At 37.3% G+C, this 14,274-nt stretch carries 8 protein-coding genes and 1 pseudogene; 1 reads left to right on the plus strand and 8 read right to left on the minus strand.

Annotated features, from left to right (window positions below; all coding sequences use genetic code 11):
- Position 1: 1 nt before the first annotated feature.
- The 8 genes and pseudogenes from ACHZEU_RS07875 to ACHZEU_RS07910 all read right to left on the minus strand — a co-directional run.
- Entirely contained in the window at positions 2-1,648 is a 1,647-nt protein-coding gene (locus tag ACHZEU_RS07875; RefSeq protein ID WP_279494268.1) for a glycerol-3-phosphate dehydrogenase/oxidase, read from the minus strand.
- Between the two features lie 18 nt (positions 1,649-1,666).
- Positions 1,667-3,160, minus strand: coding sequence for a glycerol kinase GlpK (gene glpK, locus ACHZEU_RS07880; RefSeq protein WP_279494267.1), 1,494 nt, complete (start codon positions 3,158-3,160; stop codon positions 1,667-1,669).
- A gap of 18 nt (positions 3,161-3,178) precedes the next feature.
- Positions 3,179-5,041: a DNA mismatch repair endonuclease MutL gene (mutL, locus tag ACHZEU_RS07885; protein WP_279494266.1), complete on the minus strand. Its 1,863-nt coding sequence runs from the start codon at positions 5,039-5,041 to the stop codon at positions 3,179-3,181.
- Positions 5,042-5,056: 15 nt separating this feature from the next.
- Positions 5,057-7,627: a DNA mismatch repair protein MutS gene (gene mutS, locus ACHZEU_RS07890; protein ID WP_404804328.1), complete on the minus strand. Its 2,571-nt coding sequence runs from the start codon at positions 7,625-7,627 to the stop codon at positions 5,057-5,059.
- Positions 7,628-7,755: 128 nt separating this feature from the next.
- Positions 7,756-8,409: an outer spore coat protein CotE gene (cotE, locus tag ACHZEU_RS07895; protein WP_175400709.1), complete on the minus strand. Its 654-nt coding sequence runs from the start codon at positions 8,407-8,409 to the stop codon at positions 7,756-7,758.
- 134 nt (positions 8,410-8,543) lie between these two features.
- Complete coding sequence (locus ACHZEU_RS07900; protein WP_048391473.1) at positions 8,544-8,981, minus strand: RicAFT regulatory complex protein RicA family protein; 438 nt, start codon at positions 8,979-8,981, stop codon at positions 8,544-8,546.
- Entirely contained in the window at positions 8,982-10,523 is a 1,542-nt protein-coding gene (gene miaB, locus ACHZEU_RS07905) for a tRNA (N6-isopentenyl adenosine(37)-C2)-methylthiotransferase MiaB (protein WP_036219113.1), read from the minus strand. It abuts the gene before it with no gap.
- Between the two features lie 794 nt (positions 10,524-11,317).
- Positions 11,318-12,521: pseudogene (locus tag ACHZEU_RS07910) on the minus strand (IS3 family transposase); the annotation flags it as partial.
- Between the two features lie 348 nt (positions 12,522-12,869).
- On the opposite strand from ACHZEU_RS07910, the gene ACHZEU_RS07915 reads away from it, so the two are divergent.
- Entirely contained in the window at positions 12,870-13,598 is a 729-nt protein-coding gene (locus ACHZEU_RS07915; RefSeq protein WP_233732487.1) for a hypothetical protein, read from the plus strand.
- Positions 13,599-14,274: the final 676 nt, after the last annotated feature.

Here is a 14,274-nt window from a genome sequence, read left to right on the forward strand (position 1 = left end):
CTTACTCCCCTTCTTTCACAAAATTTGTTGCATCGTTAATGGCTTGCTCTAATTCAGCAATATACCTATTTTTTTGCTCCTCCGTATAATTCAAGCGTTGTTGCATCACCTGAATTACTTGCTGTTTATAAAGCTTTACTGCTTCAATATCGAAGTATAATAAACCAGTACGACGAATAAAGAAGTCGCTTGGTGTATAGACCATTTCAGCTTCAATGCCATACAGTAGCATAGCATGTAAGGCAAGAGGCATTGTACTACCATGTTCATGTAAAAATTTCACGCGATCAAATAAAGCATCTACATTCGTGCCATACTTTTGTACAAGCTGCTTGGCTTCATCATAATTTAAGCCATACTGTACGCCTTCTCGTGCTTTATAGGCAATATAGTCAGGGAAATTTATAGCGTTAATTCCCTTTGCACCGGAAAGTGCTAGCTCACGTGTTAAACAGGCACTTGCATGCTTGTAACGACGGGTCTTCACAATTTTATCGACAATCGTTTCAGCCATTTGGCGATAGCCCGTAAGCTTGCCACCAGCGATTGTCATTAAACCACTTGGCGCTGTCCAAATTTCATCTTTCCTTGAAATTTCTGATGGATCCTTGCCTTTTTCATAAATCAGTGGCCGTACGCCTGCCCAAGAGGATTCTATTGTGTCTCTTGTAATAGTAGCTGTTGGAAAGACCTTTTTTGCAGCCTCGATTAGATAATCCACATCTTGCTGTGTTGCCACTGGATGTACAGGATTACCTTCATAGACAGTATCCGTCGTCCCTACATAGGTTTTGCCATCTCGTGGAATGGCAAAGGCCATGCGACCATCAGCAATATCAAAATAAACAGCTTGCTTTAGTGGAAAATCCTTTTGTTTGATGACAATATGAACGCCCTTTGTTAGACGTAATTGCTTGTTATCTGCTACTTTATCTTTTTGTCGTACGTCATCAACCCATGGACCCGTTGCATTCACAATTTGGGCGGCATGGACATTGAGCATTTTCCCCGTCACATGATCCCTCACTTTAATGCCAACAAGCTTTTTCTTTTCATAAATAAATTCCGTCATTTCAGCATAGTTGAGGCAAAGCGCTCCATATTCAACAGCCTTTTTCAATACTTCAATTGTTAGACGGGCATCATCTGTACGGTATTCCACATAATAGCCACCGCCGACTAAGCCATCTTGATTGAGTAAAGGCTCTAATGCCAAGGTTTCCTGAGCATTTAACATCGTTCTACGTTCATGTTTTTTGACACCTGCCAAGCGGTCATAGACCTTTAATGCCATAGATGTTGTGAAGGGACCGAGTGAACCCTTTTTATATAAAGGTAATAGCATTTTTTCAGGCGTTGTGACATGTACAGCATTATCAAAGACAATTTCACGCTCTCGCCCTACCTCGGCTACAACTCCTACATCAAATTGCTTTAAATAACGCAGACCACCGTGAATCAATTTGGTTGAACGGCTCGACGTACCAGCTGAAAAATCCTGCATATCAATTAATGCGACAGAAAGGCCTCTTGATGCGGCATCTAATGCAATTCCTGCACCTGTAATACCACCCCCAATGACTAATACGTCAAAGCTATAGTGCTCTAGATAATATAAAATTTTTGGTCGCTGCTCAAATGAAAACATACCTTTCTCCCCCAATAGCTATGATTTAAAAATTCGTGTTGCCTCTACAGCCTTCTGCCATCCTGTGTACAGAGCTGTGGCTTGTTCTTCATCCATGTAAGGTTGATAGGTTTCCCCACTCACCCATAATGCAGATAAAGCCTCTTGGTTTGGCCAAAAGCTTGTCGCCAGCCCCGCTAAATAGGCTGCACCGAGTGCTGTTGACTCATTGAGTTTTGCTAGCTCTACTTGTAGCTGTAAAACATCACTTTGGAACTGCATTAAAAATTGATTTTTGACAGCTCCACCATCTACACGGAGTACTTCAATCGGAGTACCTGCTGCTTCTTCCATTGCGTCTAGTACATCTTTCGTTTGATAGGCTAATGATTCTAGTGTTGCTCGAATAAAATGTTCTTTTGATGTTCCACGTGTTAACCCAAAAATGGCGCCACGTGCATCTGTATCCCAGTAAGGTGTACCGAGTCCAACAAAGGCAGGGACAACATAGACCCCATCGGTATGATCTACTTTTCTAGCATAGGTTTCAGAATCCTCTGCAGTACGAATCATCCTTAGTCCATCTCGTAGCCATTGAATAGCTGATCCTGCTACAAATACACTACCTTCCAATGCATAGGTCACTGTCCCATCTATTCCCCACGCAATGGTTGTCAATAAACCATTTTCCGATGTCACTGCCTGCTCTCCTGTATTTAATAGCATAAAGCAGCCAGTGCCATACGTGTTTTTAGCCATTCCTTTGGTAAAACAAGTTTGTCCAAAAAGTGCGGCTTGCTGATCACCCGCAATCCCAGCTATCGGAATTTTTTCTCCAAAAAATATACTTGAAGCCGTTTCTGTATATATTTCTGATGAATTTCTCACTTCTGGAAGCATGGACATTGGGATAGCTAAAAGCTCGCAAAGTTCCTCATCCCACTTCAATTCATGAATATTATAGAGCATTGTTCGAGCTGCATTTGAGTAATCGGTCACATGAGCCGCTCCCTTTGATAATCGCCAAACAATCCATGAATCAATCGTCCCAAATAATAAATCGCCATTGTCTGCCTTTTCACGAGCGCCTTCAACATTATCTAAGATCCATTTAATTTTTGTCGCTGAAAAATAAGCATCTAAGCGAAGCCCTGTCTTTTGCTGAAAATGTTCTTCATGTCCTTGTTCTTTTAAGGCATTCACAATGTCCTGTGTTTGGCGTGATTGCCAGACAATCGCATTGTAAATCGGCTGACCTGTGTGTTTATCCCACACCACTGTTGTTTCGCGCTGATTGGTAATGCCGATCGCATGAACCTCACTTGCTTCATGGCCACTTTCGGTTAATACTGCCGCAATAACGGACAAGATAGAACCCCATATTTCATTGGCATTATGCTCTACCCAGCCAGCCTTTGGAAAAATTTGTTGAAATTCTTTTTGTGCTACATGAACAATTTGACCTTTTTTATCAAATAAAATGGCTCTTGAACTTGTCGTTCCTTGATCAATCGCTAAAATAAATTCACCCATCCATTTTCCCCCTCTCCCTTACATAACCCGTTTGAACATTTTTTCCACTTCATATGATGTAAAGTGAATAAGCACTGGACGTCCGTGTGGGCATGTAAATGGATTATCTGCATTGCGTAAATCTCGTAGCAATGTTTCCATTTGCTCTTTTGTTAAATAATGATTCGCTTTGATTGACTTTTTACAGCTCATCATAATCGAGGCTGCCTCACGTAGTTTTTTGATATCAGCCTTTTTAGTTGTCAGCACCTGTTCAATTAAATCCTCAATGATTTCCTGTTCCTCCCCTTGTGGGAACCAACTCGGATGCTCACGCACAACAAAAGATGACTGTCCAAATTCCTCTAAAAATACGCCTACCGCTTCTAATTCATGCCTGTGTTCTCGTAAGATCAGTGCTTCATCGGCTGCATAATGGAATGTTAGTGGTAACAATAATGCCTGACGTTCATGAGGATTAACTTGACCGACTTTTTCACGGAAGAATTCGTATTTAATGCGTTCCTGAGCAGCATGCTGATCAATTAAATAAAAACCATCCTCCATTTGCGCGACAATGTATGTGCCATGGATTTGACCCACTACTTCGAGCTCAGGAAAAGGTTCCTTCGTAGGCGTCTCTTCCAATATTTCCGACTGTGCAGCTATTGTTACTTCATCAAGTGTTTCAGCCTCTATTTGTGGTGTAGGCTGCCAACTTTCCTCTCGAACCGTAGAAATAGGCTTTGGCTCATCTATCTGTTCAAGATTGTTTTCTTGAATGGTTTGGACATCATATAATTTTTCTACGATGGCATTCATTTTCTCCACATCAATCTTCGGAGCAGGCTTCCAAATGTTTAATTGCTCAGTAGCTGGTTTAACTATTTTTTCTTTCTTTTCCATTTGTGGGACTCGAATAATGTTGCGTATTGTTTCACGAATGGTTTCCTCTATTAACTTCAAAAGCTCAGCCTCTTTACTTAAACGAATTTGATGTTTTGCAGGATGCACATTCACGTCTGTTAAGTAAGGATCACCCTCTATATAAAGAACAACTATTGGAAAGCGCTCGATAGGTAAATACGTATGGTAAGCATCCACAATAGCCTTTTGTACTAAATAATGCTTGACCCAACGACCATTAACAAATAGAGACATATAATTTTTAGAAGCACGTGTTACCTCTGGTAAGGATACAAAGCCAGAAATTCGATAATCATGTGACTCGCCTTGGAATGACACCATTTTCTTGGCATTATGTATACCATAAATAGCTGCAAGCACTTGTTGTACATCTCCTCGGCCATTTGTTTGCAGCAATTGTTGACCATTATGCAATAATCTGAATGCTATTTGTGGGTTACCAAGTGCGAGACGATTCATCAGGTCTATTGTATGCCCAAGTTCGGTTTGAATGGTTTTCATATATTTTAAACGGGCAGGTGTATTAAAGAATAGCTGGGAGACTGTTAAATCAGTCCCTTTACGTAACGGACCAGGTTTATGAGTGAGGATATGTCCACCTTCAAGTTCTAAATGTGTTCCAGATTCACCATTTGATGTAATCAATGTCATTTTAGAAACAGAGGCTATGGATGCTAACGCCTCACCACGGAAGCCAAGTGTTCGAATACGAAATAAATCATGTTCCTGATGAATTTTACTAGTAGCATGACGAGAGAATGACATTAGTGCATCCTCTTCATCCATACCGCTACCATTATCTATTACTTGAATAGAAGTGAGACCTGCTTCTAGTAAAAAAACATCAATGGACGAACTCCCAGCATCAATAGCATTTTCCACTAGCTCTTTGACAACAGAAGCTGGCCTTTCTACTACCTCTCCTGCTGCGATTTTATTGGATAGCCATTCGTCCATAATTTGTATGTTTCCCACTAACGTATCACTCCTTTATTTTTTAGCGTTCACTAGCTCTTGCTGTAGCTCATATAAAATATTCATTGCCTGCATCGGTGAAGTACCTAGAATATTTACCTTTTCTAATTTCTTTAGCACCTTTGTCTCGGCTGGGGAAATCGGTTCGTCTTCTGTAAATAAAGACATCTGTATTGGTTGTTCAGCTATCACCTGTGTTTCGGCAACTACTTCTTTCCCTGCCTCAAAGTTCTCAAGTAATACACGTGCTCTAGCTAAAATTTCCTCAGGTAATTGAGCAAGCTGTGCCACATGTATACCATAGGATTTATCAGCCGCTCCTTTTTTCACCTTATGCAGGAAAACGACCGTACCATTTTTTTCAGTGGCTGAAACATGCACATTTTGTAAGCGTGGCAAATCCTTTTCAAGTGCTGTCAATTCATGATAGTGCGTAGAAAATAACGTATTGGCTCCTATTTTGTCATGAATATATTCCATCATCGATTGTGCCAAGCTCATACCATCATAGGTCGATGTTCCACGTCCAATTTCATCAAATAGCATTAAGCTATTTTTTGTTGCATGCATAATAGCATGTTGCGATTCAAGCATCTCCACCATAAATGTAGATTGTCCTGCCGCTAAATCATCAGCCGCCCCAATCCGAGTAAAAATTTGATCGGTAATTGGTAGCTTCGCTTTTTCAGCAGGTACATAGCAGCCCATTTGAGCCATAACAACAATTAATGCTACTTGACGCATATAAGTACTTTTACCAGACATATTCGGCCCTGTAATAAGCATCATATTGTTCTGCTCTTCTAGCACACAATCGTTTGGTACATACATTTGCTTGTTCAGCATTTTTTCAACGACAGGATGGCGTCCTTCTATAATTTTAAGGGCACGTCCACCGTGAAATTCTGGTTTCGTAAATCGATATTTTTCTGAGACGCTTGCAAAGCTTAATAAGACATCCAATTCACTAATGTTTGCTGCTAGTGCTTGGACACGCGGAATATAAGTTTTTAATACATCACGAATTTTTACAAACAGGTTGTACTCTAATGTTAAGCTTTCTTCTTCAGCATTTAAAATCAATGCTTCTTTTTCTTTTAGTTCCTGTGTAATATAGCGTTCCGCATTCGCCAGTGTTTGTTTTCGCTCATAGCGTGTTAAATCTGCTAAATGAATATTTGATTTTGTAATTTCTATATAGTAACCAAAAATGCGATTATAGCCTATTTTTAAATTTTTAATACCCGTTTTCACACGCTCTTCTTGTTCAAGTTGGGCAATCCAATCCTTACCATTACGAGCGGCATAGCGAAGTTCGTCTAAGCGTTCATTATAGCCGTCACGGATAACATCCCCTTCTTTAATGGTAATAGGGGGATTATCTGTAATCGCTTTTGCTAATAATGCCTCGACATCTGAGCATGTATCAAGTTCCGCACCTAATTGCKGTAATGTTTCTTTATTTGACCCCATCAACTGTTGCTGAATAGTCGGCACTTGGCGTAAAGAATCACGCAATTGGGCTAAATCTCGTCCACCCACATTGCCAAAAGCAACACGACCAGCCAAACGCTCTAAATCATATACTTGTTTTAAGGATGCTTGAAGCTCTGTTCGTACAAAATATTCTTCCAATAAATCCGTAACAATCGCTAGTCTAGCCTCTATTGCTGAACGTGTGGCAAGCGGTTGGTGTAGCCATTGCTTTAATTTCCGTCCACCCATCGCTGTCACGGTGTCATCTAATAGCCATAAGAGTGTACCTTTTTGATCGCCACCACGAATCGATTGAATCAGCTCTAAATTGCGCTTTGAGCTAGAATCAATGCGTAAATAATTTTTAATTTCATTAAACGTGAATGCCTGAATATGTGATAAAGATCTCATTTGTGTTTGGTCAATATAAGCTAACAATCGAAGACACGCAATTTGTAACGGTTTTGGTACAGCTTCTAGATAACTTGCTGCTTTGTCCATTGGCATTTCATTCACTTCAATTGAAAGTACGATCCCAGCATTGACGGCATGCTCTGCTAATAATAGCTGCAAACTATCCGTGACAATCAGTTCTCGAATTCCGTAAGCCTGCATTTGCATTAATAAGGCTTTTCCATCGCCTTCAATAGAAGACGCTACGGCTTCACCTGTGGATAAATCTAAATAAGCATAGCCAAATGTTGTGTCATCTAATTGCTCTGCCGCTCCAATAAAATGATTAGATTTACCATCAAGAGCCTTTCCTTCCATAATTGTTCCTGGTGTGATAAGCTGAACAACTTCACGTTTGACCACACCTTTTGCTTGCTTTGGATCTTCTGTTTGTTCACAAATAGCCACTTTATAGCCTTTTTGCACAAGTGTTTCAATATAATTTTTAGCCGAATGATGCGGCACACCGCACATTGGTATTCGCTCTTTTGCGCTTGCATCTCGGCTTGTTAATGTAATTTCTAAAATTTGTGAGGCATTGATTGCGTCCTCAAAAAACATTTCATAAAAGTCACCTAATCTAAAAAATAAAAAGGCATCTTTGTAATCTTCCTTTACCTGTAGATACTGTTGCATCATTGGTGTATATGTTGTCATATCACTATTTACCTCGCTCTTGCCTTATAGATATATTTATTATAACAAAAGATACATGCGAAACGCTTTATTCACCTTTTTTAAGATGCTAGCATTTCGCATGTATCAAAAAATGATGTTTTTTAGACTTATCTTGGTCGTTCATCAGGAAACGATGAAGACTCTAACACATACCTGCCTTCTCCTTCAGGACTTGAAGAGGAGCTAGAACTAGAGCTTGATGAGGATGAAGATGAACTTTCATCATTAAGGCTCCAATCTTCTTCATAGTCTAGTGGATGGACACTAATACAAATTGTTGTTTCACCCATTACCTCAACAACTACTTCACGTTCCACTACAATTTCAAACTTTGTACCACATGGAGAGATAATCGCTTCAATACAATTTGGTTCTTGTATCACACGTACACGAACATCATCACCAACGCTAATTTCACCGTCTCGATAGTGAAGCTTCACTTTGTCTTTATAGTGAATCGTTTCAGAAAACACAGCTGTTTTCGAATGATTACTATAGGCATACCAAACATTGACATCAAATTTCCCTGTTACTTCTACAAATTTCCCGACTCTTTTTGCAGAGCAAGTGTGATTGATTACCCAGCACCCTAAAATACTTGTCGGTTTATTTGTTGGTGATAATGTTACACGTTCTTCCGTTCTCTTCTTCCCTTTGGCAACTACTGCTTTCGTCACGATTTGTCGTAAACGTTTCAGCGCAATTCCTCCTTCGACTCTTTTCACTCCATCATATGCAGGTAGCGCCCATTGGGTGAACATATATTTTTAGAGAATGAAATGGATCATTTAAAACTTTTCGATGAGAGGTCTATTATAGCAGCTGAATGCTTCAATAGAAGAAGACGTAAAAAAAGCTCGAATGACAGCATTCGAGCTTTGATTTCTATAATCTGTTAAGAGCAGCTACCTGGTTGACTATTTTCTACGTATGAACCCGTTTCACCACGAAGAACATCGCCACCAGTTGAGCGAATAATTTCATTTGTAACATTATTTGCGATCGTATTTGAAACAAGTTGCAATAAATCATTCACATCGCCTTGTGATTCTTTAAATTGTTGCACAACTGGGATGGCATTAATTTCTTCCTCGATTTTAGCAATTTTATCTTCAATCATTTTTAATGCTTTTTCTTTCCCTAGGTGTTGGAAATTAACCGCTTGTTTTTGTAAGCTTTTTAAGCTTGCAATACGTTCACGTACTTGTTGATTTTCGTTAATTTGCGCTTCTGCCTTTTTGAAAAATTCAACCTCTGGCGTATTTGCAATCATATGTGCAATTTCATGTGATTTTTTAATTAAATCTTCTTTTGTATATAAGACTTGTGTCATTTATGCTTCCACCTTTTCATTTTTTACGACTTCCACAAATTCACCAGTAAGTGAATAGGATGTAGTCTCTGTTATTTTTACTTTCACTAATTGACCAATTACTTCTGCTGGTGCTTTGAAGTTAACTAAACGATTTTTCCTCGTATAGCCCGCTAACACATCGTCGCGTCGTTTACTTGTGCCTTCAACTAATACTTCTACAACCTGACCATTTAAACGCTCTAATGCTTTGCGAGAGTATTCACCCACCACTTCATTTAAACGTTGAAGACGCTCTTTTTTCACCTCTTCAGGTACATTGTCAATCATTTTTGCAGCTGGTGTACCTTCACGCGGCGAATAAATATACGTAAAGGCTGCGTCAAAGCCAACTTCACGGTATAAGGACAATGTTTCCTCAAACTGTTCCTCTGTTTCATTCGGATAGCCAACGATAATATCTGTTGTTAAGGTTACTTCAGGTATTGCCGCTTTAATTCTATCCACTAAACCAAGGAAATGCTCGCGTGTGTATTTACGCGCCATAATTTTTAGCACGTCATTCGAGCCCGATTGTACTGGTAAATGGATATGCTCCACTAAGTTGCCACGCTTTGCAAGAACTTCGATTAAATGGTCATCAAAGTCACGTGGATGACTCGTTGTAAATCGAATCCGAGGAATATCGATCTTTCTTAATTCATCCATTAAATCGCCAAGACGATAATCAATATCCTCAAAATCTTTACCGTAAGCGTTGACATTTTGCCCCAATAACATAATCTCTTTGTAGCCCGCTGCCGCTAGCTCACGAACTTCAGCAATGATTTCCTCTGGTCGGCGACTGCGCTCTTTACCACGTGTATATGGAACGATACAATACGTACAGAATTTATCGCAACCATACATAATATTAACCCAAGCCTTAATGGAGCCAAGACGTTTCTTCGGCAGATTTTCAATGACATCGCCTTCTTTAGACCAAACCTCTATGACCATTTCTTTTGACATGTAGGCTTCTTTTAAAATGTTTGGCAGACGGTGAATATTGTGTGTACCAAACACCATATCAACATGTGGGTAGCTTCTTAAAATTTTATTAACCACAGATTCCTCTTGCGACATACAGCCACAAACCCCTATTAGCATCTCAGGGTTTTTTCGTTTATATTTCAGCAGGAAACCAAGTTCTCCAAATACTTTGTTTTCTGCATTTTCACGAATAGCACATGTATTTAGCAAGACAACGTCAGCCTCTTCAATCACCTCTGTTGGTGTGTAGCCTAGCTGCATAAAAATCCCGGCCATTACTTCTGTGTCATGCTCATTCATTTGGCAGCCATAAGTCATGATATGATAACTTTTTCCCTCGCCTATTCCACGGAAACCGTTTTCTAAAGCATATTGAATATGTTCAGCTACTGTTTTACGTTTTTTTCCATCAATCATTGATGGCCCTTGAAAATATGTTGAATAATCTTTTTCTGATTCTTTATTTTTATTTTTCGGTAATGTTTTTAGTTGTTCTTGCTCTAATTCAAAAACACTCTTACCTGTTCTCATTTCTTCACTCACTAAACGGACGCTCCTTCCTCACAAATGAATTATACAATTATTTTTATGTTTTATCATTAATAAGCAAAAAGTAATTGTTACAAAACTAAAACGTCACATTTCCTGTCCATACAAATAATTTTTACTAATCCTTTATAATAGATGAAACTTCACCTTTCTCAATAGTTATAACAATAATTAGAATAGTTTATAAATAATTCCAAACCTTTGTTATTATTGATTTATATAAAACAAAGGAGTTTAGGCGTTATAGGCTTTACTGTTGTAGCTGACAAATCAGTGGAATTACAAACGATCTTGAAGGAAAACCCGACATAAGTAATTTTGAGTACAAACCAGGGTATTTTTGAGTAGATAATGATATTACTTCAATTTATGACTTACATTCAACTGCAAAAGATGAATTGTTAGTTGTAAATGGAGGCACAGCTTTGGACAGATTGCATTATTATCAAAGGTTACAAGTGAAGAATTTAAACCTCTTTTAGCTAAAGAAGGTGGCGGTTCAAAATATATAATGGCTTTAGCTCAAACTGTTATTGTTGATGGTAAAACTGTGTCGAACAATTTGTTTTCAGATTATTTGTTCTACAATCAAAACAGGCTATACTAATATTATTTTGGAAGCAACACCCTCAAAGTTATAAAACTAAAGCTAATGAATACGAAAATGTACGAACATTGAAAGATTGAGATATTATTGATCAATAATAAATAACAAAAGACACCAGAGTAATGAACTGCTCCCTGTCAAGTAGACAGTGGAAATAATAAAAAATGTATTAAGCGGCTTGAGCCCTGAATTCTAAAGGACTCAAGCCGTTTAATCGTTTCTGATAACGATAGTAATTATAAAAATGAATATAATCATCAATCGCTAGTTTTAACCCTTCATATGAATCGAACTTATGCAAATAATACTTCTCACACTTCAATGTGCCCCAAAATGATTCAATTGGTCCGTTATCAATACATCGACCAACACGGGACATACTTTGTGTCATATTGGCTGTTTCCACAATTCGTTTAAATCCCTTCGATGTATATTGAAAACCTCGATCACTATGTATTAATGGCTGCTCGCCTGATTGTAATGATTGAATAGCTGATTTTATTGTTTTGAAAACAAGGGAATTATTATTCGAATGACCTAACACATAACTCATAATTGAACCATCATATAAATCGATAATTGCACTTAAATAAGGTTTTTTCCCGTTTCTATACTTAAACTCTGTGACATCTGTACACCATTTTTCATTTGGCTTTTCCGAGGTAAATGCCCGATTAATACGTTCTCCGCCACTGATGCGCTGGAGATTTACGATAAGGCTTTCTCTTTCGCCTAATAACGGACTTCAATCCACTCACCTGCATTAAACGATAAATACGCTTCTCGTTAACCGTCGCTTGATTATTCTTTATTCGCTGACGATTGATTGTCAATGTCATACGACAATAGCCGTAAATGCCATCTACTTGGTGGTAAAGGAGATCAATATCCTTTGAAATGGCTTCATTTTCAACTTCTCTGTTAGATGGCTTACGACTTAGCCACTTATAGTAAGCGGCGCGCGAAACACCCACGATTTCACATAATAAAAGAATCGAAAGTTTCTCCTCTTGGTGTAATTCTTGAATTGCTAAATAGCGTTGTTGTAAGCGAATTTGGCTTAGCGACGCCTCCTTTCGATTTCCTCTAACTTTTTTAAAAATAGATTTTCAGCACGTAAGCACTCATTTTCACGCTCGATTCGTTTGATTTCTAACCTTAAGTTTTTCTTCGGCTGTTAATTCAACTTCATTTTTTGTTCGACCGCGATGATCACGTAATCCCTCTTCATCAGTCGCTTCAAATTTCTTCACCCAATGGTATACCTGTTGATACGAAACATCATAGGCTTGTGCTGCTAATTGATAATTTTTCTGGCTCTTTAAACAGTAGTTGACAATTTGAATATGTTCCTCAAACGTTTTCTTTCTTCCTTATATAGAACTATTTACTTATGCAATATTTGCACAGATTTAATAAATTATTTAAATTTAAAATGTACAGATTTAATATTTCATAAATCGAATATTTAAATAAAGCACTACGTTAAATAAAGATTATGAAAAGCTATATAATTTTATCTTTGGTTAAAACCCTATTAATAATTCCACAATTGGATAATCATTATCAAAATTGTTAATATTTGTTTATTTTTGTAAATTATTATGTTATTGTATAAATAATCTACTAGAAGAGGTTACTAAATGGAAATAATATAGTTTACTAGATATTGGTTGTCACACAGTGTTGAGAATCATATTATTAAAAGGATGGGATAAAAAATGAAAAAAATTATTACAGGAATCGTTGCAATAATTTTTATGTTTTCAATAACAACGCAGTTTCCCGCAACCGCAGCACAAATAGAAAATGAAACAATAGATAATTTATCGACTATTCTTACAAGTGTATTAGAATTAGATAAAGAATTTGATAAAACAATAGGTTTCGATGGAGACTATATTGCTATAGATACTAATTTAGCAAAAAAACAAGGTGCAACAGATTCTGATATCAAGCTTGCAATATCAAAAGTAAATGAACATAATCAAATAATAAACGATACATTGGCTATACAGCCATTTGTAACATATGATGAAAATGGTTTTTATTTTGATGAAGAGTCAGCTAGAAAAGAAAATGTATCTGAAGACTTAATTGAGTCTACTACAAAAGACTTTGAATTAATGAATTCTGTCCAGCCGTTAGCTGCATGTAACGGTAAAAGTAAGTATGAAAAGACTTCAGTTGGATTCTATACTTACTTTGATAGTTGTCAAGCTTCCAAGATAATAACTTATATTCAAATTGGAGCAGGAATAGCTACACTTGGAGCTGCTATCGCTGCCTTTATTGCTCCTCCTCTTGGATTAGCTACTATTATTGCAATAGGATTAATTGATATTGGGGCAACTGCCTTAAACTTATCAAGCGTTAAGGACTGTGGATTATGGATTAAATGGACAGGTACAGTAAATCCAGATCCTTTCTGGATAGGTTCTCAATGTTAATTATTAAAAAAGGGGGATAGTTGTGTTATCTATAGTTCCTATTATTCTTTTTGGTATTTCACTCACCCTTTGTATTGTACTATTTCTTAGAATGAATCGAATCAAAGAACGTAAAGAGAAATTACCTCTAATAATTCTATTTAGTTTCACTCTACTTAGTTTTTTAGTGCTATTGTATTCTGCACTATTTCATTAAATAACATTGTTATTTTTTTGAAGTGGGAATGAGCAGAACCTCTGAATCAGACTACTATTCAGAACGATGAAAGCTGAAAAAACACTCATTTGTTTTAGAGTTAAAAACAAATGAGTGTTCTTTTTTATGCTATTCTAGGTCACGTGCGCACACGCCTTTTCTTATACTACACTATATTTACAATGTCATAAAATTACCATAAAATACACACTCATTTTCACTTATATATTTTGTCATTTAAACATAAATTGATATGATAATAGTGGGGATTAAAGAATAACTTAAAATAACAAATATACCTTTTTAAGAGGTGATAAGAGATTGAGCTATAAGTATGATTTGTCGATTCGGCAAATATAAATCGGTAAAATTTAAATATTCTCATCAAAATATGTTTGAATATTCCGAAACTGTTATTGCTATAAATAACCAAAAGAAAAAGCACAGTCTGTAAAGATAAGATTCTATCATTTCATTTTT

It is taken from the genome of Lysinibacillus sp. S1, from assembly GCF_044986265.1.
GTDB lineage: Bacteria > Bacillota > Bacilli > Bacillales_A > Planococcaceae > Lysinibacillus > Lysinibacillus capsici.